At 72.9% G+C, this 24,884-nt stretch carries 21 protein-coding genes; 13 read left to right on the top strand and 8 right to left on the bottom strand.

The features are described from left to right. Window positions 1-361 precede the first annotated feature (361 nt). Window positions 362-868 (bottom strand): C40 family peptidase, encoded by a 507-nt coding sequence (locus tag ACWFQ8_RS21835; protein ID WP_453787919.1) that lies wholly within the window; start codon window positions 866-868, stop codon window positions 362-364. Window positions 869-1,434: 566 nt separating this feature from the next. Between ACWFQ8_RS21835 and ACWFQ8_RS21830 the strand changes: the two genes are divergently transcribed. The 3 genes from ACWFQ8_RS21830 (at window position 1,435) to ACWFQ8_RS21820 (ending at window position 4,667) form a co-directional block, all read left to right on the top strand. Next, window positions 1,435-2,130 (top strand): DUF4142 domain-containing protein, encoded by a 696-nt coding sequence (locus tag ACWFQ8_RS21830; protein ID WP_453787918.1) that lies wholly within the window; start codon window positions 1,435-1,437, stop codon window positions 2,128-2,130. A 68-nt stretch (window positions 2,131-2,198) separates the two neighbouring features. After that, window positions 2,199-3,635, top strand: a complete 1,437-nt coding sequence (locus ACWFQ8_RS21825; RefSeq protein WP_453787917.1) for a DUF1996 domain-containing protein — start codon at window positions 2,199-2,201, stop codon at window positions 3,633-3,635. Window positions 3,636-3,785: 150 nt separating this feature from the next. Beyond that, window positions 3,786-4,667, top strand: a complete 882-nt coding sequence (locus ACWFQ8_RS21820) for an RNA polymerase sigma factor (RefSeq protein ID WP_453787916.1) — start codon at window positions 3,786-3,788, stop codon at window positions 4,665-4,667. An 88-nt stretch (window positions 4,668-4,755) separates the two neighbouring features. Here the strand turns inward: ACWFQ8_RS21820 and ACWFQ8_RS21815 are convergent, their stop codons facing one another. Next, window positions 4,756-6,177 (bottom strand): PucR family transcriptional regulator, encoded by a 1,422-nt coding sequence (locus ACWFQ8_RS21815; RefSeq protein WP_453787915.1) that lies wholly within the window; start codon window positions 6,175-6,177, stop codon window positions 4,756-4,758. Between the two features lie 452 nt (window positions 6,178-6,629). On the opposite strand from ACWFQ8_RS21815, the gene ACWFQ8_RS21810 reads away from it, so the two are divergent. From ACWFQ8_RS21810 to ACWFQ8_RS21795, 4 genes are all read left to right on the top strand, one after another. Then, on the top strand, window positions 6,630-7,754 hold the full coding sequence (locus ACWFQ8_RS21810; protein ID WP_453787914.1) for a hypothetical protein: 1,125 nt from the start codon (window positions 6,630-6,632) through the stop codon (window positions 7,752-7,754). Then, entirely contained in the window at window positions 7,751-9,199 is a 1,449-nt protein-coding gene (locus ACWFQ8_RS21805; RefSeq protein WP_453787913.1) for an NADH-ubiquinone oxidoreductase-F iron-sulfur binding region domain-containing protein, read from the top strand. Before ACWFQ8_RS21810 ends, ACWFQ8_RS21805 begins: the two co-directional genes overlap by 4 nt. 163 nt (window positions 9,200-9,362) lie before the next feature. Beyond that, entirely contained in the window at window positions 9,363-10,415 is a 1,053-nt protein-coding gene (locus tag ACWFQ8_RS21800; RefSeq protein WP_453787912.1) for an SCO0930 family lipoprotein, read from the top strand. 247 nt (window positions 10,416-10,662) lie between these two features. Further along, entirely contained in the window at window positions 10,663-11,112 is a 450-nt protein-coding gene (locus ACWFQ8_RS21795) for a hypothetical protein (protein ID WP_453787911.1), read from the top strand. Between the two features lie 95 nt (window positions 11,113-11,207). Here ACWFQ8_RS21795 and ACWFQ8_RS21790 read toward each other — a convergent pair whose 3' ends face one another. Then, window positions 11,208-12,062 (bottom strand): polysaccharide deacetylase family protein, encoded by an 855-nt coding sequence (locus tag ACWFQ8_RS21790; protein WP_453787910.1) that lies wholly within the window; start codon window positions 12,060-12,062, stop codon window positions 11,208-11,210. A 547-nt stretch (window positions 12,063-12,609) separates the two neighbouring features. On the opposite strand from ACWFQ8_RS21790, the gene ACWFQ8_RS21785 reads away from it, so the two are divergent. Together ACWFQ8_RS21785 and ACWFQ8_RS21780 are read left to right on the top strand one after the other, a co-directional pair. Then, window positions 12,610-12,876 (top strand): hypothetical protein, encoded by a 267-nt coding sequence (locus ACWFQ8_RS21785; RefSeq protein WP_453787909.1) that lies wholly within the window; start codon window positions 12,610-12,612, stop codon window positions 12,874-12,876. Between the two features lie 120 nt (window positions 12,877-12,996). Beyond that, window positions 12,997-13,203, top strand: a complete 207-nt coding sequence (locus ACWFQ8_RS21780; protein ID WP_453787908.1) for a hypothetical protein — start codon at window positions 12,997-12,999, stop codon at window positions 13,201-13,203. A gap of 7 nt (window positions 13,204-13,210) precedes the next feature. Here ACWFQ8_RS21780 and ACWFQ8_RS21775 read toward each other — a convergent pair whose 3' ends face one another. Beyond that, window positions 13,211-14,026 carry a peptidoglycan recognition protein family protein gene (locus tag ACWFQ8_RS21775; protein WP_453787907.1) on the bottom strand — a complete coding sequence of 272 codons (816 nt, stop codon included), beginning with the start codon at window positions 14,024-14,026 and terminating at the stop codon, window positions 13,211-13,213. A 262-nt stretch (window positions 14,027-14,288) separates the two neighbouring features. On the opposite strand from ACWFQ8_RS21775, the gene ACWFQ8_RS21770 reads away from it, so the two are divergent. After that, window positions 14,289-14,576 (top strand): hypothetical protein, encoded by a 288-nt coding sequence (locus tag ACWFQ8_RS21770; protein WP_453787906.1) that lies wholly within the window; start codon window positions 14,289-14,291, stop codon window positions 14,574-14,576. A 327-nt stretch (window positions 14,577-14,903) separates the two neighbouring features. Here ACWFQ8_RS21770 and ACWFQ8_RS21765 read toward each other — a convergent pair whose 3' ends face one another. Both ACWFQ8_RS21765 and ACWFQ8_RS21760 read right to left on the bottom strand, forming a co-directional pair. After that, window positions 14,904-15,173 carry a hypothetical protein gene (locus ACWFQ8_RS21765; protein WP_453787905.1) on the bottom strand — a complete coding sequence of 90 codons (270 nt, stop codon included), beginning with the start codon at window positions 15,171-15,173 and terminating at the stop codon, window positions 14,904-14,906. 334 nt (window positions 15,174-15,507) lie between these two features. Next, on the bottom strand, window positions 15,508-17,244 hold the full coding sequence (locus ACWFQ8_RS21760; RefSeq protein WP_453787904.1) for an acyl-CoA dehydrogenase family protein: 1,737 nt from the start codon (window positions 17,242-17,244) through the stop codon (window positions 15,508-15,510). Between the two features lie 461 nt (window positions 17,245-17,705). Between ACWFQ8_RS21760 and ACWFQ8_RS21755 the strand changes: the two genes are divergently transcribed. The 3 genes from ACWFQ8_RS21755 (at window position 17,706) to ACWFQ8_RS21745 (ending at window position 20,774) form a co-directional block, all read left to right on the top strand. After that, entirely contained in the window at window positions 17,706-18,389 is a 684-nt protein-coding gene (locus tag ACWFQ8_RS21755) for a ScbR family autoregulator-binding transcription factor (protein ID WP_453787903.1), read from the top strand. 180 nt (window positions 18,390-18,569) lie between these two features. After that, complete coding sequence (locus ACWFQ8_RS21750) at window positions 18,570-19,799, top strand: cytochrome P450 family protein (RefSeq protein WP_453787902.1); 1,230 nt, start codon at window positions 18,570-18,572, stop codon at window positions 19,797-19,799. A gap of 360 nt (window positions 19,800-20,159) precedes the next feature. Further along, on the top strand, window positions 20,160-20,774 hold the full coding sequence (locus ACWFQ8_RS21745; RefSeq protein ID WP_453787901.1) for a ScbR family autoregulator-binding transcription factor: 615 nt from the start codon (window positions 20,160-20,162) through the stop codon (window positions 20,772-20,774). Between the two features lie 122 nt (window positions 20,775-20,896). Here the strand turns inward: ACWFQ8_RS21745 and ACWFQ8_RS21740 are convergent, their stop codons facing one another. Both ACWFQ8_RS21740 and ACWFQ8_RS21735 read right to left on the bottom strand, forming a co-directional pair. Beyond that, a complete protein-coding gene (locus tag ACWFQ8_RS21740) occupies window positions 20,897-22,621 on the bottom strand; it encodes an AfsR/SARP family transcriptional regulator (protein ID WP_453787900.1) in 1,725 nt (574 codons plus the stop codon). Window positions 22,622-23,135: 514 nt separating this feature from the next. After that, the gene (locus tag ACWFQ8_RS21735; RefSeq protein WP_453787899.1) at window positions 23,136-24,731 is read right to left on the bottom strand and encodes an MFS transporter; all 1,596 of its coding nucleotides are present in this window, start codon (window positions 24,729-24,731) and stop codon (window positions 23,136-23,138) included. Between the last annotated feature and the right edge of the window lie 153 nt (window positions 24,732-24,884).

Genomic DNA, 24,884 nt, shown 5'->3' with positions numbered 1-24,884 from the left:
GAGCCGACGTCCTCTTCGCCATGCTCCGAGACGGCACCTTCTACGAACCCCAACCCGCCCCATCAGCTTGACCAAACCCATAGGGGCACCCCCCCGCCTCCCAGCTACCGGCCGCCGCCGGTCCGCGCCGGCATCACGGCGCAGGACGCGCGCCCGGGTCCGTACGGTCCCCGGCGATCCACCTACGGATGCGCACGCGGACTCCGGCCGCCGTGACCCCGCCGGCCGGCCGGCCGGCGGGGTTCACATCGTGGACCCGGCTGAGACGCACCCCTGTTCGCCCCGCCGGCGCCCGACCCCGGGCCCCGGGGGGCCGGGACGGGGCGTCGGGCCGCGCCCGCGCCGCGGGCGCGGCGGGTGGTCAGCCGGCGCGGCCGTAGCGGACGTCACCGCTCCAAATGCGTTCCAGTCGGACGCGGGTGCCCGGCCGAGGGGCATGCCAGATCTTGTCGTGGCCGGCGTAGATCCCCACATGTCCCATCGTCGAGCCCTTGGGGAAGAACACCAGATCGCCCAATGCGCGTTCCTTCCTGGAAACGTGAGAGGTGTGCTCGTATTGCTGCTCCGCGGTACGCGGCAGCTTTCTTCCGGCCTTCCGGAAGGAATAGAGGGTCAGGCCGGAGCAGTCGAAACGTCTGGGTCCCGTCGCGCCCGGGGCGTAGGGCGCGCCTTCCTTGGACGCGGCCACGGCCACTGCCTTGATGCCGTACGGCGTGGCCGCGTAGGCGGGGGAGGCCGGGCCGGTCAGGGCGCCGGCGGCCAGGAGACAGAGGAACAGGCAGGCGCGCGGGGGGCGGTGCCCGGTGGCGCGGTGAGCAAGTCGGTCGGTCTGGTGCGCGAGACCGGCGTCGGTCCTGGAGACGGACATCTTGGTACCTCCGCGTGGGGATGGAATTGCGGTCGATCGGATACCTGAAGCTCTTGCTTTCGATGACGTGCTTCCCGAGGGGTGACGGCCGTCCAGTTTTCTCCGAAGGCGCCTGCAATTCCCGCCCGGACATGGGTCGATATGTATCGGTTCTGCAACAAATTCGCGAACATATGGATATTTGCCTGGTGTCGGGCTCATCTGAGCAGCCCGAGACGCGTGGCCGGCGGCCGGGTCGGCGTGCGGTGGGTGCGAGGCGCTCCGACGCGGGCGCGCGTGTCGAACTCACCGCGCGGCACGCATCCGTGGGGCCCGCGGGCGGGCACCGGTCGCGTCGAACGCGGCAAGGTACCAGCCTTTCGGGAGCCCACCCGAATGTTTATCCAATGGTGATGGTCCCCGGTCGCTGGCGGCACGGCGGGCACTAGCGTCCCGTCACACCCCGGGAATGCGGGTGTGCACCGCACGGCTCGTGCGGATCTTCCGAACTCCGCCACCCCTCCCGGCCCACTGAGCGAGGAGGCACTGTGCTGTCATTCCGGCGACGATCGGGCACCGGCTTGTCGGTGGCCACGAGACACACGCTCGCAAGCGGCGCCGTCATCGCCGCCCTTGCCCTCACCCTGATCGCGCTGCTGATCCCCGTGGACGGATTCGGCGACCGCGCCACCGCGGTGGGAGCCAAGGCGACGGGCGAGGACGACGGCGGCGGGACCATGAGCACCGCGTACGGGCCCCTGACCCCGGCCGACCGGGACTTCGTACGGAAGGTGCGGCTCGCCGGGCTGTGGGAACTGCCCGCCGGGCGCCAGGCCATGCAGCGCGGGACGCGGCCCTCGGTGCGCACCGCCGGCGAGCACCTGGTGGAGGGCCACGCCGAACTGGACCGGCAGGTCATCCAGGTCGGGCAGGCCCTCGGCGTCGACCTGCCCAACCAGCCCTCCGAGCAGCAGCGCATCTGGCTCGACCAGATGACCCGGGCCCAGGGGGACGAGTACGAGCGGCTGTTCGTCCAGCTGCTGCGCAGAGCGCACGGAAAGGTGTTCGCGCTGCTGGCCGGGATCCGGGCGCAGACCCGGAACTCGATGGTGCGGGCCCTGGCCACGTCCGCCAACGCCACCGTGCTGGATCACATCACGGTCCTGGAGGACAGCGGGCTGGTCGACTTCGACGCGCTCGCCGACCCGGTCGCGCCGACCGCGCCGGCCGCCCCCTCCGCACCCGCGGGCGGGTCTCCCATCCCGGCCGTGAGCCTGTCCTGATCCTGATCCGCCTGATCCTGATCTTGATGTCCTGATGTCCGCTCGACGAAGTGAAGTGAAGTGATCGCATGAGTCAACAGGGCCATAAACGCAACAGGTCGTCGACGAAGCTCCTGGCCGTGGTCGCCGCCCTGGTACTGGGCGGCGGCGGCGTCGCCGTCGTCGCGGGCAACGCGTCCGCGGGCGAGGAGGACGACCGTACGGGCCGCCTGACCGCCACCATCGACTGCCCGGACGTCGGAGAGCGCCTTACGGAAGTCCCCGAACAGGCCAAGGCAGAGGTCGACGAGGGCCTCGCGCAACTCGACGACCAAGTGGCCGAGGCCTACCGGCGCCTCGCCGCCGGCGAGGCCGAGGGCGACGCGAAGAACACCGGAAACGAGGGAGGGAAAGACGGCGGGGGGCAAGGTGACGCCCTGCTCGGAGAGCTCCGGGAACAACGGACGCAGACCCTGGCGAAGATGACCGAGGCCATCGGCCGCGCCGCGCAACCCCCGCAGGAAATCCAGAAGTTGGACAGTTGCGAGCTGAAGGAAGCCCCCGCGGCGGCGGCGGCCGACGTCGCCTCGGACGCCGGATCCGTCTCCGCGCAAGGCGGCGCCCAGCGCGGCGTCGGGGGCAAGGGCGGCCCGGCGCGCAGCGACTTCGTCTCCATCACCAAGGTCCGGCCCAACGTCCGCACCCCCAAACCCGCGGCCAACGCCTCCAAGGGGTCCTTCAGCTCCCAGTGCGGCCGCAACGAGAACGGCCACTTCAACCCCGACAACGTCATCGTCGCCCCCGGCGTCTCCAACGGCGCCCACCACATGCACGACTACGTCGGCAACGAGTCGACCGACGCCTTCTCCACCAACGACAGCCTCGCCGCTGCGGGAACCACCTGCGGCAACGGCGACCAGTCCAGCTACTACTGGCCCGTGCTCCGGCTGCGCGACGGCAAGGCCGAACGGGACGCGCAGGCGCCCGGCGGAGGCCAGGACGGGAACGTAGGCACCATCCTGCGGCCCAAGCAGGTCACCATCACCTTCAAGGGGAGCCCCGTCGGCCGGGTCACGGCCATGCCCCGCTTCCTGCGCATCATCACCGGTGACGCCAAGGCCTTCACCAACGGCACGGCCAACGCCAACGCCTCGTGGAGCTGCACCGGCTTCGAGGACCGCCAGCTGAAGGACAAGTACCCGATCTGCCCGAAGGGCAGCGACGTGGTCCGCACCTTCACGTTCCAGAGCTGCTGGGACGGCCGCAACACCGACAGCGCCAACCACCGTACCCACGTGGCCTTCCCGGACCGCAACGGCCGCTGCGCCAAGGGCTTCACCGCCATCCCGCAGCTGGTCCAGCGGATCACCTACGGCATCGCACCGGGTGCCAGGTTCGCCGTGGACAGCTTCCCCGAGCAACTGCACAAACCGGGGACCGACCACGACGACTTCATCAACGTCATGTCGAACGGCCTGATGTCCAAGGCCGTGGGCTGCATCAACGACGGGCGCACCTGCCGCTGACCCCGCCGGGACGTACCCCTCGGCCCCCGGGTCGGGCGCACCCCTCCCCCCCCGCCGCGCCCGCCCCGGGCCAGGTGTTGGCCCGGAGCCGACTTCGGGCCAACACCGCACAGGTGCGTCCGGCCGGATTCCGACCGAGCGAGGAGTGCCATGACCCACTCTCGTGATACCGGCTCCCGTGATACCGGCTCCCGTGCGGCCGACTCCCGTGCCACCGGCGCCCGCGGACCCGAACCCGGACGTGACACGGGCTCCGGTGGCGGAGCCCCGGCCTCCGACGGGGAACTCACCCGTCGGCTGAGGAGCGGATACGGCGCCGGTTCCGTGGACCCCGCCCTGTACGACGTCCTCTACCGGCGGCACCGGCGGGCCGCGCTCGCGTACGCGCGCACCTGCTGCCGTACCCCGCAGGACGCCGAGGACCTCGTGTCGGAGGCCTTCGTCCGCACCTTCCAGGCCGTGCGCTCCGGCGCCGGGCCGCGCGGCCCCTGGCGCGCGTACCTGCTGGCCGTCGTCCGGCACACCGCGATGCAGTGGCGGGACGGCGACCGCAGGACCCTGCTGACGGCCGACTTCGCGTCCTGGTGCCGGCAGGCGCCCGCCGGCAGCGACCCGCAGCGCCAGTTGGTGGCGTGCGAGGACCGCCGGCTGGTCGCCCGGTCCTTCCACACCCTGCCCGCACGCTGGCAGGCGGTCCTGTGGCACACGCTCGTCGAGGAGGGCTCGCCGCACCAGGTCGCCGCGCTGCTGGGCATCACCCCGAGTGCGGTGACCTCACTGGCCTTCCGGGCGCGGGAAGGACTGCGCGAGGCGTACCTCCGCGCCCACCTGGACGTCGTGTCCGGCGCCCGCTGCCGCCACTACACCGGCATGCTCGGCTCCGCCGTCCGCCGGGGCGGTACGCGGCTCTCCCGCGACCTCGCGCGCCATCTGGCGCAGTGCGCGTCCTGCGCGCGGGCCTACGCGGAGCTGCTGGACCTCAACGCGACCCTGCTGGGAGCCGCTCCCACCGCACGCGCGGTGCCCGCCTGAGCCGGCCGGCGACACGGCCCCCGGCCCGGCGACGCGCCCCCGACCCGGCCCCCGTACGTACCGGGGGCCGGGCCGGGGGCGTGTGGTGTCACAGGCCGTTGACCCGAGCGATCCTGCCGACGACGACCGGAGTGAAGTCCGGCGTGACGACGCGTGCCGCCCGGCGCCCCAGCCGCGAGTGCTGGCGGCGTACCTGCGCCATCAGGCGCCGGCTGCGCAGGGCCATCTCCAGCTCGAAACGGGTACGGGGATCCCGCAGCCCGGGCCCGAAGAGCTTCTCCAGCTGCCGCATGCGGTACCGCACGGTCTGCGGATGCACGCTCAGGGCCTTCGCCGCCTCCGGGGCGCCGCCGCCTTCCAGCCAGGCCAGCAGGGTGACCTCCAGCCGCTCGCTCTGGCGCGGGGTCAGGTCCGCCAGCGGGCGCAGCCACCGGGCGGCGAGCGCGTGGGCCAGGGGTTCGTCCTGGAGCAGCAGCAGGGTCGAGAGGTGGTCGTCCACGAACACGGGCCGGGCGTCCGGCCCGCCGCGGGCCGGCGTGAGGCCGAGCAACCGCAGGGCCCAGCGCAGTGAGGAGGCGGTGTCCGGGAGGGGGACGGCGTGGCCGACGGCGGCGAACCGCCCGCGCAGCGGCAGGTCCAGCGGGGCCCGGGTGTCCGGATCGGGACTCGGGACCAGCAGGCACGGGCGGCCGGCGAACGTGCCGATCAGTGCGTCGTCCAGGACGGCCGCCAACTGCTGCGCGTCCCCCGGCGCGGCCGGCGCGATGGCCCGGATCGCCGGGGGGAGGGGCCAGCCGGCCGCCTCTGCGAGCTCGGAGAGGGAGTCGCGGCATGCGGCGCGGTCGTCGGTGAGGGCGGTGAAGAGCTGCTGACGCGCACGGTCGGCCTCCCGCCGTACGGCGGGCACGTCGCTCTGCCGCAGCGAGTGCCGGGCGGGGTGGACGGCCGGGTGAAGGGCGGCGTGCCCGGCCGGGGGAACCTCCGAGTGTCGGGACGGGTGAACGGCGGGGTGCCCGCCCGGATGGACCGCGGCGTGCCCACCCGGCCGCCCGCCCGTTTCTCCCGCCGTGCCCGCGGCCGTGTGCCCGCCCGTGTGCTGAGGCGCTTGCCCGGCCCCGCGCCCGGCCGCTGCCGGGCCGACCTCGTGCAGGACCGCCGGCGGGCGGACCTCGTACCCGATGCCCCGCCCGAGACCGGTGCCGATCCCGTGCCCCGCGCCGCCGCCGTCGTCCCTGCCGTCGTGCCGGTCCTCCTCCGATCCGGGCCTTTCGCCCGTATCGCATTCGTCCGGATCGCGATATCCGAGAGCGGTGAGCAGAGCATCCTCCACCCGCTGTCTGAGTGTTTCGTCGTCGAAGGCATCGTTGTCATCGACAAGTGCGGAAAATTCCGGAATTCCATGCAGAAGCTCCTCCACTATCTCGGCGGCCAGCGCGGGAAGTTCTCTGCGCAGGACGCGGGTCCACTCGCCTCGGGGGCGGGACCAGATGCGGTTCAGAAGTTCGCACATCGTTTCCTCGTTCGTGCCGGGGTGAGGCCTGTCCGGTGGAAGAGCGACAAGCCCGCCGAGGTTGCCTCTCTTGTCAACAACCTTGTTGCTCAAGAGAGTTGCGGCCCTCGTACTCCCTCCTGGAGAGATCCGGCCACGTACGGTCCCGGGGTTTTGCCTTGATTTTGCCGCCGGGGACGCGTAGGTGGCGGGCGACGCGGTGGCCTGTCGCAACCCCCGCTGGAGGGGAATCTTCCGGGGTCGTTCGATGTGCCGTAGACGCGGTGCGAGAAATTATCACGTTTCGATAAATCCTGCGGAGGTGCCTGGCGTCTCCACGATGCTTCTGCACTCCGGCCCCAAGTTCCCTCGGCCGGCGCGGAGTTCCACAGCGCTGCCGGGCTGACGAAATCGACCCCCGGGTGCCGAGCACCAGGTGGAGTGCTCGGAACCCAGGCGCACAGGAGAACTGGATGCCCCTGCCCCAGCCGCACATGCCCCGCTCGCACAGAGCGCGCCGCAAGAGCCGTCACGCCGCGGCGGCAACCGCCGCCGGACGCCGGGCCGTCCGCCGGCCTTCGCTCCTGCCCGTTGCCGGAAGGCTGCGGCCCGGCGTGCTCTGCGCCGCGGCCGCGGTCCTCCTCTCGGCCCTCGTCGCGGCACGCGCGGGAGCCCTGAACCACGTATGGGACTTCCTCGACCACGGGTCGGGAGTCCTCTCGCTCGTCTCGCTCACCGCCACCGTCCTGTGGGGGCTGGTGGCCACCGACCGCGCGCTGCTCGGCTCCGGACACCGGCTGCTCGCCCAGGGCGCGCACCGGGGCCTCGCGGTGGCGGGGCTCGGATTCCTGGCCCTGCACATCTGGGTCAAGATCGCCCGGCAGCGGACCACCGCGAGCGCCGCGGTGCTGCCGTTCACGGACGTCGACCAACCGCTGCTCATCGGACTCGGCACGCTCGCCGGCTATCTGTTCGTGGCCGTCGCGGTGTCCGGGGCGGTGCGCAGCGTGTTCGCGACCAAGAGCCGCTCGCTGTGGTGGCGGGCCCTGCACTTCGGGGCCTACCCGGCCTGGGGTGCCTCGCTGGTGCACGGCCTGAAGGCCGGGCGTCCGGCGGGCACGGCGGTGACGGCGGCCTACGCGCTCTGCCTGGCCGGCGTCGCCGTCGTGCTGGCGCTCCGGCTCAGGGCCCTGCGCAGCGGTGCGGCGCCGAGGCCCGCCGCCCGCTGGCCCTTCGTACCCGGGCCCGCGGCGCGGGAGCCCGTCGTACCGAAGGTGCCGCGGCCGCGCACGGACCCGGACCCGGCGCCGGGCCCGCGTCCGGACACGCGGCCGGGCCTCGACCCGGGCTCGGGCCTCGACCCGGGCTCGGGCCTCGACCCGGGCTTGAGCCCCGGCCCGGAACCCGATCCGTACCCGGCCTCGTTCCGGGATCCGTACCCGGGTGCGCGCACGGTCGTGCCCGTCCCGCTCCCACCGCCCCGACCGGGGTACCCCCCGTACGCCGCCGCGTACCTGCCGGGCCCGGCCGGTGCCGGTGCGGCACGTACGGCCGAACGCTCCGAGGAGCGCTTCGTCACCCCGGAGCGGTGGACGTGACCGGCGCGCCGAGCCCCGGTCTCGGCTGCGTGGGCGCTCCCCGGCTGCTGGCCGGCCTCGACCGGATGCCGCGGCTCGACCGCTCCGCGCACCTGGGCGTCCACGGCCAGCTGCCCCGGCCCGGCCCCGACGACCTGGTCGCCCTGGCCGAGGACATCGAGCTACGGGGCCGGGGCGGAGCGGGCTTCCCCTTCGCCCGCAAACTGCGCGCCGTCGGCCGGTCGGCCCGCGGGCGCGACGGCTCGACGGCCGTCGTGGTCAACGGCAGCGAAGGGGAACCGAGCTGCCTCAAGGACACCGCGCTGCTTCTGCACGCCCCGCACCTGGTACTCGACGGAGCCCTGCTGTCCGCCGCCGCACTCGGGGCCGAGGACGTCGTGGTCGCCGTGACCCGGACCGATGTGGAGCAGTCGGTACGGGAGGCCGTCGCCGAACGAGGCCCGGCCGGCCGCAGGGTCCGCGTCGTACGGCTCCCCGAGCGCTTCGTGACCGGTGAGGGAACGGCCCTCGTCAGCGGTCTCAACGGCGGCGCGGCCCTGCCGTCCGGGCAGAAGGTGCGGACCAGTGAGCGGGGGCTGGGCGGCGTCCCCACCCTGCTGTCCAACACCGAGACCTTCGCCCAACTCGCCGTCGCCGCGCGGATGGGCGCCGCCGAATACCGTACGGCCGGGCTGGCGTCCGAGCCCGGCACCGTGCTGCTGACCGTGGCCGGCTCCACGGTGGTCGAGACGCCGACCGGGACTTCACTGGCGTACGTCCTCGACCTGTGCGGTACCGAACCGGGCCAGGGCGTACTGGTCGGCGGATACCACGGCAGATGGCTGGATCCGGCGTCGGCCCGCGCGTCGGAAATCTCCCGGAAGTCCCTCGCCGCGTTCGACGCGGTGCTGGGCGCGGGCGCCGTCCTGCCCCTGCCGCACGACACCTGCCCGGCCGGCGAGGTGGCACGGGTGACCCGCTGGATGGCGAAGGAGTCGGCGGGCCAGTGCGGGCCGTGCGTACGGGGGCTGCCTGCCCTCGCCGACGTACTGGAGGACGCCGTACGGGGCGGGGGCGCCGCGGCGCTGGACGCGGTGCGGACACGGCTCGCGGTCGTCCGGGGTCGGGGCGCGTGCAGCCACCCCGACGGCACCTCGTCCTTCGTGGCCTCGGCCCTCGCCGCGTTCCCCGAGGAGTTCCGCGACCACGCCCTGGGCAGCGGGTGCGGGCGCCGAATCCTGGGGGCGCTGCCGCTGCCCGAGGACGAGAACCCGGAACGGCTGGTCGTGGACTGGACCCTGTGCAAGGGGCACGGGCTGTGCGTGGACATCCTCCCCGACGTCGTACGGCTCGACGCGGACGGCTATCCGGCCGAGGCGTCCATGCCCGTGCCCGGACGGCTGCGACCGAAGGCGCTCCGCGCGGTACGGCGCTGCCCCGCCCTGGCGCTGCGCATCCGGGACTGATCGGACGGTGCGCCCGGTGAACGTCCGCGGACTGCCCCCGAGTTCAATCTTGGCGCGATATGACAAATTCCCGTTGAAATCAGCTCGACAGCCCCGGTGCCCCGTATGAATTACCCGGGGAACGAAATTCCGGACCGAACCTGAAGGAGACATCATGCGGAGAATGCGTCGCACCATATTCGCCGGGTCGGCGGTTGCGGCACTGCTGCTGACGGCCGGATGCGGCAGTGCGGACAACGCATCGGGAAAGGGTGGCGCGGTACAGCCGGTCAGCGACAGCAAGAAACTCGGGACGGGAGCCGACAGCGGGGCCTACGGCGCCGACGGGTACGGCTCCGGGGCGGGTGCGGGTGCGGGTTACGGGACCGGCGCCGTCCCGGCGGGCGGGGCGGGCAAGGACGGTCCGGCCGGGCAGCTCAAGGTGCAGGAGGTGCCGGCCCTCGGCGCCGCGGTCACCGACGGCGAGGGGTTCACCCTCTACCGCTTCGACAAGGACACCCCCGAGCCCCCCAAGTCCAATTGCGAGGGGGACTGCGCCACGGCGTGGCCCCCCGTACCGGCCGACGCGGCCACGGCGGGCGCCGGCCTCGACGCGGGACTCCTCGGCTCGGTGGCGCGGACCGACGGCACCCGCCAGCTGACCCTCGCGGGATGGCCCGTGTACCGCTACGCCAAGGACGTCAAGCCGGGCGACACCCTCGGCGAAGGGGTAGGCGGCACCTGGCACGTACTGGGGCCCGACGGGAAGCCGGCCGCGCCGGCCAAGGCCGGCGGGGGACAGGGAGCGGGGCACGCGGGGGGCGGGCAGGCCGGGAAGGAGGCAGCGAAGGACGGTGCGAAGGAGGCCGGGCAGGGCATCGAGCTCTCGGCGGACCGGAACGCGAAGCTCGGCACCATCGTCGCCGACGCCGAGGGCCAGACGCTCTACCGGTTCGACAAGGACAGTGCCTGGCCGATGAAGACCGCCTGCCTCGGCGCCTGCCTGGACACCTGGAAGCCGGCCGAGCCCGTCGACAAGGAAAAGGTGTCCGGAATCTCCCCCGAATTGATCGGCACGATGAAGCGCCCGGACGGCACCGAGCAATTGACGATCGATTGCTGGCCGGTCTATTCCTTCACCGGCGACACGGAGCCCGGCGATATCACCGGGCACGGAAAGCAGGGCCTCTGGTTCGCCGTGACCGACAAGGGGAAGAAGGCGAAGGCGATCGGCTAGGCCCCGATCGGCCGGGCCGATCGTCGGCCATCTCCGAGCCGGGTGATTTCCGAGCCGGGTGATTTCCGAGCCCGGTGATTTCCGAGCCCGGTGATTTCCGGGCCGGGTGATCTTCCAGCCGGGCGATGTCCGAGCCGGCCCCTTTCGGGCCCGGCCGTTCCCGAGAAACGCGTGGTGCCCGGGATCCTCCCCTCCCGGGCACCACGGACCCGCTTCGCAACCGGTCCGATCAGCCAGTGAGGTCGCCATGCCGTCCACCCGCCGCCGGGTCCTCCGGCTCCGCCCCGCCCTCGCGCTCGTAGCCGGCCTCTGCGCGGGGCTGCTGTGCGGCGGATGCGCCGACCCGCAGCCGGCGCCCGGACCCGGCACCTCGATCGAGGAGATCGCCGCGGCCATCGGTTGCACCGCCGAAGTCAGCGTCGAAGCGGAGGAGTTGCGGCAAGGGGGCTGCGCCACGGCCGAAGGCCCGTACCGCATGGCCACCTTCGCCGCGGACCGGGGCCTGCGCTCCTGGCTGACCGAGGCCAAGGCGTACGGCGGCAGCTACCTCGTCGGGGACCGGTGGGTCGTCACCAACGGCTCCCCGGAGACCCTGGGCGCACTGCGCGACCGACTCGGCGGCACCCTCGACACCGGCTCCGTACACGGGGGCCCGCCCGGTCACTCCGGCGCGGGTCACTCCGGCGCCGGCCACTGACCGGAAGTCGTCGGTGGCCGCCGCGCGGTCCACCGAGACGCCGGAAGAGGTCGTCCCGGCGGCGGTCAGGCCGCCGGGCGCGGTCCGGGGAGGGGTCAGGTGGAGCCCGTCAACAGGTCCGGACCCGCACGCTCGGCGGAGAACTCCTCGGTGAAGAGCCGGCGGAGGTCGATGACTGCGTAGCCCGCGGCCAGTACGGCGTCGATGATCCGCGGGAGGGCCAGGGCGTCGAGGACGACGCCGTCGCCGGTGCTGCCGACGTGCATCTGCAGGATCGCTCCGGGAGTGAGGGCGTCGACGGCCCGCTCGACCACCGCGTCCACCGTCATTCCACCGTCCGGGCCGAGGTAGCCCTTGGTGTCGGCGGTGAACTCGACCGCCGCGTAGCCGAGGTCGTTGACATCGGCGATCGAGTCCTCGGTGGTCGAGCTGTAGGGGAAGCGGAAGAACGGCAGGGGTTCGGTCCCGGACGCCTTGCGGATCGCCGCGTCGGCGCGCAGGACCTCGTCGTACCGCTCCTCGGTGCTGAGGTCGTCGAAGTAGGGGTGGCTGTGGGAGTGGTTGCCCAGGCCGTGCGGTGCGGCGCCCATGGCGCGTACGGCCGCGGGATGCGCCGCGGCGAACAGGCCGGTCGGGAAGAAGGTGGCGGGCAGTTTCCGCCGCCGCAGTTCGGTCAGGACCGTGGCGATCCCGCCCTCGTCCCAGGCGGCGTTGAAGGTGAGCGCCACCACCTTCCGGGTGGTGGGCATCCTCCGGATCTCGTTGCCGAGCAGGAAGTCCGGCGGGAGGGGTCCGCCGGGAGCCGCGACCGCGGGTCGGCCCGGCCGGCCGGCGCGGGGAGGGGAGGCGGGGTGCGCCCCGGGCCCGGAGGCCGCCCGGGCGGCCGAGCAGGGCGGCGCGAGCCCCGCGGCCACCAGTCCCGCCAGTACGGCACGTCGTCGCGTATCCACCGGCCACGCTCCTTCCGTCACGGCACCGCGCGCACGGGCCCGCCCCTCACTCTCCGGGAGCCGGGCACGGTACGCCCGCCCGCGCGCGCCGTCGCAGCGGTGGGCGCGGGCGGACGGGAGACGTTTCGGGTGCCGCTACCAGCAGATGACGACGTAGCCGTCGCCGCCGTCCCGCCCGGGCCCGCCCGGCAGGGGTCGCGCCGCGGGCCCGCCGGCGGTACCGCCCCCGCCGCCGGCGCCGGCCGTCCCCGGCGGGCCGACGATGCCGTCGACCCCGCCCGTGCGCCCGCGGCCGCCGGGATCGCCGGTACGGTTCGCCCCGCCCGTGGTGCGGGAGCCGTTGCCGCCCGCGCCGGGCGCGGGCCGCGGCCGTGATCCACTCAGGTGACGCGTTCGTCCTATCGGCGTACGCGTGGAGGTGACGTCGGGTCGACCGGTCGGCGCCCGCCCGGCGGCGGCGCGGGAACCGGGCGCCGGCACTGGGCCGGGCGAGCGACGACCTGCCACCGCGCGGGCGCGCCGTCGTTGCCTCGGTATGACCGATCTCATGGTGAAGATCCCGGCCGATTGGCTCGCCCGGGTGTTCCTCTCGCTGCGCCGCAGCGCCTCGCACGACGCCCAGGCGGCGGCGGCCGAACTGCAGCCGTTCACGGAGAAGCCCGGCCAGCGGGTACCCGTACCCCGAGCCACGGTGATGCGGACCGAACGGGCGCTACGGGGCGAGCTGGAGCGGACCGAGGAACCGGACCGGCGCCTGCGGCTGGCCGAGGCCGCACACCTGATCCGAGCCCGTCTGGGAACGCGGGACGCCTGACGGGGCCCCCGCGCGAGCCCTTCCCGGAGGCCCGCCGGGCGGGAGCGCGGACGCGTGCCGTTGCGGCGGGTGGAGCAGGCTGGGGCTGCCGCGAACGCGGGGGAGTGGTCGGATCGGGGCATGAACGATCCGTACGCCATGGATGTACCGACGGTCTCCGGCCCGGCCGCCCTCGCCGAGCGGCAGGCCGCGCGCCGCACGGCCGCCGCCCGGGCCGCGAGCGCCGCGGAGCTGGTGGTCCTGCTCGACATGCTGGGCCTCAGCCCCGACGACGATGCCTCCGCCACGGGCGCGGCGGCCCGGCCTCTGCGCCCCCGGCTGCGGTAGCCCGGTCTCAGGGGAGATGACGGGAGAGTTCACGCTCCACCAGGTCCGAAGGGAGGTAATCGGAGGGCGCGGGACCGGTCCAGAGGTCTCTGTCGCCTTCCTCTCCCTCCTCGCCCTCCTCGTCCTCCTGCCCCAGGGGTACGCCCAACCGGGCGGCGACGTTCTGGCGCAGTTGGGGAAGGAGGGCGTAGAGGCGGTCACCGGGGCAGGCGGTGCTGTTGAAGTCCCGGTGGCCGTAGATCTCGGTAGGCGGTAGGTGGTACTGGCCGCAGATGTGCGTGCACAGCGCCACGAGCGCCTCGTACTGACGGGCCGGCGGCTCCACGCCCGTGTACGTGCCCTCGTTCTCGATGCCCACGGACACGTCGTTCTGCCCGACGCAGTGCGCGGAGCGGACCTGGCGCAGACCCGTGGACAGTTCGTCGAGGCTGCGGTGGCGGCCCTCGGTGACGTACGCGCCGCGGCTGACGGTGAAGTGCTGGCCGGTGTCGATCCAGCCCTGGGTGTCCATGTGGTAGTTCTGGATCGCCCGCGCGAGAGCGAAGGCGCGCTGCCGCGAGTAGTCCTCCACGTTCGCCGTCGCCGTGTGGTGCACGATGATCCGCCGCGGTGGTGCGGCCAGGACCACGATTGACTGGGCCGGCGGCCGTGCGCCCCAGGCGTCGCAGCCGTAGATCTCCGGTCCGGCGGCGGCCGAGGCGTACGCCCGCGGGGCCGAGGGCCACCAGGGCGCCGCACCGACCCCGAGCGCACCGGCGAGGACCATGCGGCGGGTGGGGCGGAGGGGCCCGCCGGAAGGGGCGGAGGGTCGGGGATGCAGCAAGGGGGCTCCTACTCACGGTCCTGTGCGGGAGCGCGACGGACGTCGCGCCCGTCGCCCAACGACGCGGGTACCAGGAGGCAACGTCGGTGCCGCCGGAAGGGTCGCGGCCGGACGGGTGGCCGCCGGACGGCCTTCCGCCGGAAGGGTGGTGGCCAAAAGTCCCGGGCTCGGAAGCGGGCAATCCGGCCGACACCGCCCGCCGACCGGGTCCCGGGACCTAAAATCGGCCCCCTTCGCACCGACTTTCTGGTGGGGGTTCCGCGTGACCGATATGGACCGGCTCAGGGTGCTGTTCGACGAGATCGGCAGCTATCAGCAGGCGCTCGACGGCGGAATGGAGTTCAGCACGGGCGGACCCGCGATCTACAACCGGGTACGGGAGGCACAGATCCTGATGCCCCCGGGGAACGAACACATCTGGAACGACTTCCGGATGTGGATCATGCAGGGCTGGGCCGGCGCGTATCAGCGCGGCGGCGACGAGGCGGCCGAGCCGTGGCGGGTGTTCCTGACGGAGATCCGCGAACTGCTGGGCCCGCCCCCCGAGTAGCCGCCGGTCGTGGGGCCCGCCCCCTGGAGCGGGCCCCACCCGGCCGACGCCCGTGGGCGGCCTTCCCGTTGTCGCGAGCGGGATGTCGCGGGAGTCCCGCACCGGGCCAGGACGGCGCAGCCGGAACCGTCCGGGGCGCTCGGCGAGCCGCCCGGGTCACCGAGCCCGTCACCGCGGGTCGGCCGCTGAACATGCTTCGTACGGTCACCTCTTGACGTACCGCCGGCGGCCCGCCCCGCTCGTGGCGTCGGCCGAGACGCCGTGAGGACTCCGTCGATCGCCCCATTCCGCGGTCGCGCCGCGGCCGCGGGTCCGTGAGCCGTTCGGCTACCGGGCCACCCGGCAGGCGGTCACCGCGGTGCCGTTGGTCACGCTGCTCGCGGTCAGGCCGGTCACACAGCGGCCGTGGTCGCCGGTCTGCCCGACGTAGCAGGCCGTCCGGACGGCTTCGGGGGCCTCGCCGCCCTGGAGCTCCCGCTCCACCTGGTTGATGCAGGCCGTGACGTCCGCGTGGGCGGCGGGAGCCGTGAGGGCCGCGCCGCCGAGTGCGAGGGTCAGGCCGGTGAGGACACCCGCGATACGGGTCGACATGCGCATGGCACGCACCTGCTCTCCGGAATGGTCGTGCGGTCCGGGACCTGGACGGGCGCCGGATCCGCGTGGGAACGGCGCCGAGCGCGCACGGCCGACGTACGGCCCGCGGCCCACCGGGCCCGGGCTCCCCGCGCCGCACCGGCTCGGCAGGGCCCCCTCCCTCCTCCGACGCTAGAGCAGGGCCCTGCCGCACGCACCCGCTGGGACGCGTGCGCGGCGGCGTCGAGGCGGCGTTCAGCCGCGCCCGGTCGTCGTGGAGCCGGCGAGGGGCGCTCCCGGGTCGACGCCCCCGCGCCTCCCCGTCCGGGGCCCGCTCCGGACGGGGAAGACCGCGGTGTCAGGGCGAGGAGGACTCCCGGTAGTGGTCGAGGTAGTCCTCGTTGGCGATGGGGACGCCGGCGAGGAACTCCTCCGGCAGGTCGAACGCGTCCGCCAGTTCCGCGAGGTGCGGGGCGAGCTCGGCGGTCACCGTCTCGATCGCCTGGTGCATCCCCAGAACGTGCGCCGGAGTCATGCGCTGCTCCGCGAGCAGGTCTCCCGTGTGCGGCCGCAAGAGGCGCAGCAGGAACAGGGAGCACAGCCGGCGCAGCAGCCGCCGGGTCGCCGGGTCCGTCGCGCGCTCGGCCGCCGCGAGGAAGGCGTCGGCCGCCTGGCGGCGGGCATGCGCGGAGACCATCTCCAGGGCGGCGCCGGAGGTCTCGTTCCAGCGGCCCACCGGGTTGCCCGGGGCCCCCCGGCGCAGTGCCTGGCGGGCGCGTGCCTGCCAGGTCCCCTCGACCGACAGGAGGAGGTCGCGCAGGAAGTCCGGGTCCGTCAGCCGCCGTTCGCCGGCCGGGACGACGATGGAGCCGGCCGGGTCCACCTCGTGCCCGAACACCATTTCGGCCGCGGCCTTGACCCAGATGACGAGGTTGTCGCCCTCCGCGGTGATTCCGCCCTCGATGTTGCCGGGCAGTTCCGACAGGCCGTTCGCGGGGAACAGCCCCTGGGCTCCGCAGCGTTCGCGCGCCTCCGTCGTGATCTCCCGGGCCTGCCAGGTGATCCAGCCCTTGGCCACGGCCACCAGGCGTTCCACTTCCTCCCGGTCCGCCTCGTCGTGCGCGACCCACCGGTCGAGCACTGCCCGGTGCAGGAACGTCATGGCGTAGGTGTCGGCGAGGGCCCCCAGCAGCCTGCCGTGATGGCTGCGGTGCGCGGTCAGCGGGATGCGCTCGCCGGCCTTCGGGCCGGCGATGTGCCGGTGCTGGGCGTAGCGCACCGCTATGGCCAGTGCGGACCGGGCCATCCCCAGGGTGCCCGCGCTCATGCAGAGCTTGCCCATCGTGACGCGGCCGACGGAACGAAGGAAACGTTTGCGCCGGTTGCCCAGATTGCTGACGAGGGTGCCGTCCTCGGTCAGCCGGCCGTGATCGGCCTCCAGCATGGCGTCCCGGGGGAGCCACACGTGGTCGAAGGCGGTGAGGCAGTGGTCGACGGGGGTACCCGTACGCTGCGGCAACTGCCGGACCCGGACCCCCGGCAGATGTCCGGCGCGATCGCTCAGCGGGGTCAGGAACAGGAAGATGCCCTGGTCCTGCCCGTCGACGAGGAGCCGCGCGGCCACCACGGCGCTCTTCGGACCGCCGACGAGGCTCGTGTTGGGCATGAACTTCTGCGCGCCGGGACGGGGCGTGTTCAGTACGAACCCGTTGGTCGCGCGGTCGAAGACGGCCACGGTCTGCAGCGAGGCCACGTCGTTGCCGTGCTCCAGCTCGGTGCACAGGAACGTACCGACGCGGCGCATGGCGTCGTAGTCCGACAGGTCCCGGCGGTGGCCGTCGTGGTCGATCAGACTGCCCAGGAAGAGGTTGTAGTGGATGCTGGCGAGGGTGCACAGGCCGCCGTCGACGAAGCCGGTCCACTCGTGGAGAGCCGCCAACCGGCGTGCGTCGCGCGTCAGTTCACCGGAGTCGACGACCGAGCGGTTGACCATGCGGAGCCGCTCGTAGGAGAGTTCCGTTCGCTCGGCGGTGGAGAGGCCCGGCCGGTGGGCGAAGGCGGCGCCGCCCGCGAGCGCCCGCCAGCCCCCGTGCACCCGGTCGCGGTCCGCTCCGTCGAACAGGAGGCGGGTCAGCTCACGGGTGGCAGGGCTCGTGGCGACGGAGGCGGGGGTGGCGCAGGACCCGCGGGCGGCGGCCCGCGGGAGTGAAGTGCGAGGCTGTGGAATGAGGTCGGGAGCCCCCCCGGGCTCGCCGGCTGCGCATACTTCCGACTGTTGGAGCGTTGGTGCGGGCATCGGACCTTCCCCGTTAGGAACCGAAGTGCAGGCAGGGCCAAAGATACGTACCAGCCGGTTTAGTTCACAAGAGTGAGAGTGTGAAAACCAGTGCCCTGGTTTGATTCTCTCAAAGTGGACCTGGAGTGGCCGTAGGATGTGGCTACGCTTGCGCCGGTCAGCACATGTGCCGGCCGCCGCGCCGGGGCGATCGCGCCGCGTGAGCGAAGTCAGATGGCGAACCCGTCGGTTTGTTCCGGCCCAGTACATGGAGGACGTGGATGGCGCGGCAAGAGCGAGCCATTCGCACGCGGCAGAAGATGTTGCTTGCAGCGGCGGAACTGTTCGACGAGGTCGGGTACGAGGCCGCGACGATCTCCGAGGTGCTCAAGAAGTCCGGTGTGACCAAGGGCGCCCTCTACTTCCACTTCGCCTCGAAGGAGGAGCTCGCGCAGGAGGTCCTCATCGGGCAGGTCGACGCCCTCCCGCCGGTACCGGAGCAGGAGTTGTTCCTCCAGCAGAGCGTGGACGAGGCCCTCGTCCTCGCCTATCTGCTGCACAAGGGCGACCCGATGGTGCGCGGGAGCGTGCGGCTCGCCGTGGACCAGGGCTCCCCGCACGACGGCCTGGACCGCAAGGTCCCCATGCAGGCGTGGAACAGCCACAACGCCTCGGTGCTCACCCGGGCCAGGCAGGCCGGGGAGCTCCTTCCGCACGTCGACATCCAGGACATGGCCAAGCTGTTCACCGGCAGCTTCACCGGCGTTCAGGTGCTCTCCAAGATCATGACCGGCCACGCGGACATGGTGGAGCGGGTGACCGACCTGATGCGGACCCTGCTGGCCTCCATCGCCATGCCGGGAGTCCTCGTGCGCCTGGACTTCGCCGCCGACCGCGCGGAGCGGGTGTACGAGGCGGCCGTCAAGCTGCGCGACGAGAAGGCGGCGGCCGCAGTGATGCAGTGAGTGCGACCCCGTGGGTGCGATCCCGTGAGTACGGCTCCGTGCACGGCTTGTGCCGTCCGCGGTGCCGCGCGCACGGTCCGTACGCGGACGTCGGAAGGGGGGAGAGGGCGCTTTGTTTCTCCTCGGTGCGTGTGTGTGGTGGGGCACGGAACGCGATGACCAACCGAACGGAGTGCACAGATGGACGTGACTGCTTGCCCGTACGCACTGGACGTGGCGGGGAGGGACATCGCGGGCGAGGTCGCGATGCTGCGGGAGCGGGGTCCGGCGGTCGCAGTGGAACTGCCGGGCGGGGTCCGCGCCTGGGCGGTGGTGCGCCAGGAACTCGTCGAACAACTCCTGCTCGACCCGCGGGTGTCGAAGGACGCACGCCGGCACTGGCCCGATTTCGTCGAGGGGCGGATCACGCCCGAATGGCCGCTCTACCCCTGGGTCGCCAACGAGAACATGCTGTTCTCCTACGGTGAGGAGCACGCGCGGCTGCGCAGACTGGTCGCCGGCAGCTTCACCGCGCGGCGGACCGCCGCCCTGCGGCCCCGGATCGAGGCGATAGCCGCCGAGCTGCTCGACGCCCTGGATTCCGTACCGGCCGGCCAACAGGTCGACCTGCGCGCCGCGTTCGCCGAGCTGCTGCCGCTCCAGGTGATCTGCGAGCTCTTCGGAGTCGAACGGGGCGCCGAGCGCGACGCCCTGTCCGGCGCGCTGCGCACCGTGTTCAACAGCACGGTGGAAGCGCAGGAGATGGAAGCCGCGCGCATGACGGCCTTCGGGCTGCTCGCCGCGCACGTGGCCGCCAAGCGGGCCGAGCCCGGTGACGACCTGACCTCCGCCCTCATCGAGGCCCGGGACGGCGGCGAGCGGCTCACCGAACAGGAACTGCTCGGCACCCTCTTCCTGTTGATCGCGGCGGGCCAGGACACCACCACCGCGCTCATCACCAACGCCTCGGTCGCCCTGCTCGCCCGGCCCGCCCAACTGGCGCACGTGCGCGAGGGCAAGGCCGACTGGGAGGACGTGGTCGCCGAGACGATGCGGGTGCACAGCCCCGCGAACTACTCGCCGATGCGCTTCGCGGTGGAGGACATCGAGCTGGAGGGGGTGCGGCTCGCGCAGGGCGACCCGATCCTCGTGTCCTTCGCGGCCGGCGGCCGCGACCCGGAGCGGTACGGGCCGGACGCGGCGGAGTTCGACCTGCTCCGCGGCGGGCGGGACACGTTGGGCTTCGGGCACGGCGTGCACCGCTGCCTGGGAGCACCGCTGGCCGTCCTTGAGGCCACCGTCGCGCTCGGCGTGCTCTTCGAGCGCTACCCGCGGCTGGCGCTCGCCCGACCGGTGGAGGACATCGAACCGCTGCCGACCTTCCTGCTGAACGGTTACTCCTCCCTCCCCGCGGTGCTGCGACCGGAGTGACCCGGACGCAGGGAACGGCGGACCAGTGGTGTGCGAAGGGCCCTGCGGCGACTCGGCCGCGGGGCCCTTCGGCGTGTCCGGGCGGGGCGGCGCCTGACGACTCCCGGGATCGGCCCCGCCCGGGCGCGCGGCCCGGGTGGGGATACGGGGCGGTCGGGTGGTCGCCGCGGTGGCGACAGGAGGGTGATCCGGCGTCACTTCCTGAGCGACGGGGGCGCGTTGGATCCGCGCAAGACGTTCGGCGCTCGCATAGAAACCGCGATGGCGGTTTGTTAGGATCGCCGTGAGGGACTAACGATGCGAGCCGAGCGGGGGGCCGTCTCTCGCGGACCCCGATCCCTGCTGACGACGGAGCCTCCTTTGGCCACACAGGAACGCGCGGTACGTACGCGCAACGCTTTGATCGCGTCGGCGGCCGTGCTCTTCGACCGCGACGGCTTCGAGTCGGCCTCGCTCGCCACCATCAGCTCCCAGGCCGGCGTGAGCAGCGGGGCGCTGCACTTCCACTTCCCGAGCAAGGTGGCCCTCGCGGACGCGGTGATCCGCCTGGCGCGCAGGCGCCTCGACGAGATCACCGGGCGCCGGGCCGGCCGTACCCTCCAGGGGCTGATCGACGCGACACACAGCCTGGCCCGGGCGTTGCGGGACGACGTCGTCCTGCGTGCGGGTTTCGACCTGAGCGCCAACGTCTCCCGGATCGGCGCCACATGCGACCTCCGCCACATCTGGCGGGAGTGGGTGGAAGGGGCCCTCGCGAAGGCCGAGGCCGAGGGAGCCCTCGCGCACGGGCTGACGGCACAGGACGTGGCGACGGCCGTCGTCGCCGTCGCCGCCGGCTTCGAGACACTGGGCGGCAAAGACCCGCAGTGGCTCTCGCGCACGACCGTCACCACCTTCTGGGAGCTCCTGCTCCCGAGGCTGGTGGAGAGCCCCAATCTGGGCGGGCTGGTCGCCTCGGGCATCGTCGAGCGCTGAAGGACGGGCTTCCCGACCCCGCGGAACCATCCGACCGGTCCGTTTGCTTCGGTACGCGTCGTGCCACTGCCGGCTCCCCGAGGTCGCTGGGGAGCCGGCAGCGCGGTGTCCGTGCCGGGCCGTCAGGCCGAGTGGGCGGAGTACGCGGCCAGGACGACGTCGTGCATGACGTACGGATCGCGACCGGAGGCCCGGCTGCCCTTGAAGGCCAGTACGGGCGAGGCGTCCTGGGTCCGCGCCGCCGCGCTCTGCGGCCCCGCGAGGCTCCGCTGGCGCGCGGGGTCCGGGGCCGGGTGCGCGGAGGAGCGGCCGAGGCGGGCCGCGAGCTCGCGGTGCGGGTCGTTGCCGCCCTCGCGCGGGCCGGGCCGGGTGGCGGCCGGGGTGCCTGCGGCCCGGGGCGTGAGCCGGTGCAGCAGCCGCCAGCGCGCCGGGGACGCGGGTGAGCCCGCCTGCTCGCCGTAGGGGAAGAGGCCCGCCGTGGCCTGGCGGGTACGGGCGCACACCTGGACGCCGGAGTCACCGACGAGCGAGAGCATGGTCTCGCAGGTGTGGAGCAGTGCGCCGTTGACCAACGGGTGCCCGCCCGCGTGCGACGAGTGGCGGATGAGGACTTCGCCCGTGGTGACGGCGGCCCGCAGCCGGCCGTGCCCCGAGGGCGCGACGGCCGGATCGAACGCCTCGCGCAGCGCCGCCGCCGCGCGCACACCCCGTACCGCGTGGTTCTCGCCCTCCGGAGCGGCCAGGAACAGACCCAGGCTGACCGAGCCCATCGATGCCGCGACGACGCCGCCGAAGGCCTCGATCTCGCGCTGGATCACGGCGCTCATTCCGCTGAGGGCCGTGTTGATGTCCTCGCCGCGGGGCTCCGCGCGTACGAGGAGCAGCGTCGCCGTGCGGCGCACGGTGTTCGACGCGGACGCGGGCGAGGGTGCGGGTGCGCTCGCCCGATCCGATGCCGGAGCGGGGACGCGCTCGGACGGTGCGGCGGGGGACCGCCGGGCGGCGGGTGCGGACGGGGGCGCCGCCGCGGGGGCGGGCTGCTCCCGCCGCGTCAGGGTCACCGGGCCGGCCGCGGGCCCGTGGAACTGGAGCTCGCGGTCGTGGTTGAGGATCGCCTGCTGAACGAGCTGGAGTTCGCGGCTGGGCTCCAGACCGAGGTCCTCGACCAGGGCGGCACGCAGCCGCCCGTACACGCCCAGGGCGTCCGCCTGGCGACCGCTGCGGTAGAAGGCGCGCATCAGCTGGCCGCAGGCGCGCTCGCGCAGCGGCTCGTTCTCCACCATCGACTCCAGCTCCCCGAGCACCGCGTAATGGTGACCGCAGGCCAACTGGGCCTCGAAGAGGTCCTCCAGAACGTCGAGCCGCATGTTCTGGACCGTGGTCAGCTCGGGCCACATCAGGCCGACCTCGACCAGGTCCGAGAGCGCCGGCCCGCGCCACAGGTCGAGCGCGTCGCGCAGCAGCAGGGCCGCCGCGTCGGGGGCACCGGCCTCCAGTCGGTCCCGGCCCTCTTCCGCCCAGCGGTAGAACAGGTGGAGGTCGACACGGTCGGGCGAGACATCGAGGGAGTATCCGGGGGCCTGGGTGCGCAGGGCGACCGGCGGCTCCGACGCGGCGTCGGTGGCGAGCGCGCGGCGCAGCCCCCAGATGGCGTTCTGCAGGATCTTGCGCGAAGTCGCCGGCGCCGCCTCGGAGTTCCACAGGGCCTTGAGCAACCGACTGGTGGGTACTGCCTGATTGGGCTGCATCAGCAGGTAGCCCAAGGCCGCCCGCTGTTTGCTTCCCCCGAGAGCGATCGGCCTGCCTTCGGAGACGGCCTCAAGCGGGCCCAGCATCTTGAACCACATATCTCCCCCAAGACTGGTAAGTCGGTGGTTCGGGACGATCCTGTCGTCCTCCCCCCTCAGCACATTACAAACCGGCAGTCCGGTTTTCAAGTGGAAAACGTTGCTGGCATGCGAACGTCAGTTGGCCGAAGAGGTGCGGGCCGGTGGCGGCCGGAGCCGGGGCGGGGGTTGCGTGGCGCCGGCCTCGCTGCTCTTCTTGCCGAGGTGTCAAACTCCCAGGTCATAGCGGGTGTTGGGCGTGATTCCCGGCGATTCGATCTCCTCGCGAAGCCTCTGGGGGCTACCGTACGCCGTCCCGCGCCCGGGCGGGGGTGATGGGTGGCCGGAGAGGCTGCGAGGTGGGGCGTGGCGATTTCTCACCCCAGTAATACACCGACCACGCGGTATGTTTCACGCGGATTATCGATGCAGGTCACGGGCGGTGGCCCGGCGCGAGCCCAGCGGACCGAGACCGCACGACCATGGCAAAGGGCCGGGCCGCGCGTCAGGCGCGGCCCGGCCCCCTCCCGGTCGGTCAGACGGGCGTCGCCGCCGCTTCGGCCGGTCCTCCGGCGGCGTCCGCATCGCCCCGCGCCTCTTCCTGTCCGCTGCCGGTCGGTGGCACCTCGCGGAGCGAGACCACCGCGACCACCACCAGCAGGGCGACGATCAACCCCCCGGTCAAGCCGACCAGGTTGAGGGCTCCGGTGAAGGCCTCGCGGGCGGGAGCCAGCAGGGCGGCCGCCTCGGGAAGCGGACCGGCCGCGGACGCACCGGCGGCCAGCGAGTCGTGCGCCGCCCGCGCCGCGGCCTCGGAAGCGCCCGCGAACTCCTCGCCGGCCACCCGGGCTTGGTAGACGGCCGTGCCGAGGCTGCCGAGCACGGCGATGCCGAGCGCCATGCCGATCTCCATGGCGGTCTCCCCGACGGCGGAGGCGGAACCCGCCTTGTCCGGCGGGGCGGAGCCGACGATGAGCTCGTTGCCGAGGGTCACCATCGGCCCGATCCCGAGATAGAACAAGGTGAAGCCGACGACGAGCAGCGGCAGGCCGTCCACCGACACGGCGGTGAGCAGCAGGCAGCCCGCGGCGGACAGGAGCAGTCCCGCGCCCACGACCATGCCCGGCCGCAACCGCTGGGCGAGCGCGGGGGCGACCATGGAGGACACCACCATGCTCAGCGCGGCGGGCAGCAGCCACATCCCCGCCACCAAGGGCGAGAGCTCACGCACCAGTTGCAGGTACTGGGTCACGAAGAGGTAGACCCCGCCCAGGGCCAGCAGGCCGACCAGCACGATGACCAGGGCCGCCGTGAAGCGGCGGCTGGCGAACAGTCGAAGATCGAGCAGTGGGCTCGTCAGCCGGAACTGGCGGCGCACGAACACCACGGCGATGGCCACGCCGACGAGCACCGAGGCCAGCGCGAGGACCGAGACACCGCTCTTCGCCAGGTCCTTGATCCCGTAGATCGCGGGGATCATGGCCGCGAGCGAGAGGGCCACGCTCGGAAGGTCGAGACGGCCCGCCTCCTCACCGCGCGCCTCGGGCAGCAGTACCGGGCCCAGTGCCAGCATCAGCACCATCACGGGCACCGCGAGCAGGAACACGGAGCCCCACCAGAAGTACTCCAGCATCAGCCCGCCGAGGACGGGGCCGATGGCGATCCCCAGGGAGAAGCAGCTGACCCAGATGCCGATGGCCGTGCCGCGCTGCCGGGCGTCCGGGAACATGGTCATGATCAGTGCCATCGTGGACGGCATCAGAGTGGCCCCGGCGACGCCCAGCAGGGCCCGGGTGGCGATAAGCATTTCCGGAGTCGCCGAGTACGCGGCGAGTACGGAGGCGACACCAAAGGCCGCCCCACCGATCAACAGCAGCCGACGGCGTCCTATACGGTCGCCGAGCGTGCCCATGGTGATGAGCGACCCCGCGATCAGGAATCCGTAGATGTCCATGATCCAGAGGGATTCGGTGCTGGTGACGTCGAGCGCCGCACTCAAATGGGGCAGGGCGAGAAAGAGCACGGTCGAGTCGAGCGAGAGCAGCAGCGCCGGCAGGGTCAGTATGGCCAGGCCGGCCCATTGGCGCGGGCCTGCGCGCAGCGGCGCGGGGGAGGGGCGGGGCGCGGGCATCCGGGTTCCTTCCACGGATCGATGATGCGGGAGCAGCCTCAAGGCATACCCCGGATCTCGAATCCGCCGGTAATCGCGCGGTCTCCTGGAGAACGCGTTTTCCGCGACGGTGGAATGAGTGGCCGAATTACCGTCCTTCTGACGGCCGGGCGC

It is taken from the genome of Streptomyces sp. NPDC055254 (assembly GCF_053606025.1).
This window is presented reverse-complemented; position numbering and strand designations above follow the sequence as displayed.

Coding starts and splice junctions, on each gene's coding strand:
- ACWFQ8_RS21835 (WP_453787919.1), bottom strand. CDS start 868: ATGTCCGTCTCCAGGACCGACGCCGGTCTCGCGCACCAGACCGACCGA.
- ACWFQ8_RS21825 (WP_453787917.1), top strand. CDS start 2,199: ATGAGTCAACAGGGCCATAAACGCAACAGGTCGTCGACGAAGCTCCTG.
- ACWFQ8_RS21820 (WP_453787916.1), top strand. CDS start 3,786: ATGACCCACTCTCGTGATACCGGCTCCCGTGATACCGGCTCCCGTGCG.
- ACWFQ8_RS21815 (WP_453787915.1), bottom strand. CDS start 6,177: ATGTGCGAACTTCTGAACCGCATCTGGTCCCGCCCCCGAGGCGAGTGG.
- ACWFQ8_RS21810 (WP_453787914.1), top strand. CDS start 6,630: ATGCCCCTGCCCCAGCCGCACATGCCCCGCTCGCACAGAGCGCGCCGC.
- ACWFQ8_RS21800 (WP_453787912.1), top strand. CDS start 9,363: ATGCGTCGCACCATATTCGCCGGGTCGGCGGTTGCGGCACTGCTGCTG.
- ACWFQ8_RS21795 (WP_453787911.1), top strand. CDS start 10,663: ATGCCGTCCACCCGCCGCCGGGTCCTCCGGCTCCGCCCCGCCCTCGCG.
- ACWFQ8_RS21785 (WP_453787909.1), top strand. CDS start 12,610: ATGGTGAAGATCCCGGCCGATTGGCTCGCCCGGGTGTTCCTCTCGCTG.
- ACWFQ8_RS21780 (WP_453787908.1), top strand. CDS start 12,997: ATGAACGATCCGTACGCCATGGATGTACCGACGGTCTCCGGCCCGGCC.
- ACWFQ8_RS21765 (WP_453787905.1), bottom strand. CDS start 15,173: ATGCGCATGTCGACCCGTATCGCGGGTGTCCTCACCGGCCTGACCCTC.
- ACWFQ8_RS21755 (WP_453787903.1), top strand. CDS start 17,706: ATGGCGCGGCAAGAGCGAGCCATTCGCACGCGGCAGAAGATGTTGCTT.
- ACWFQ8_RS21750 (WP_453787902.1), top strand. CDS start 18,570: ATGGACGTGACTGCTTGCCCGTACGCACTGGACGTGGCGGGGAGGGAC.
- ACWFQ8_RS21740 (WP_453787900.1), bottom strand. CDS start 22,621: ATGTGGTTCAAGATGCTGGGCCCGCTTGAGGCCGTCTCCGAAGGCAGG.
- ACWFQ8_RS21735 (WP_453787899.1), bottom strand. CDS start 24,731: ATGCCCGCGCCCCGCCCCTCCCCCGCGCCGCTGCGCGCAGGCCCGCGC.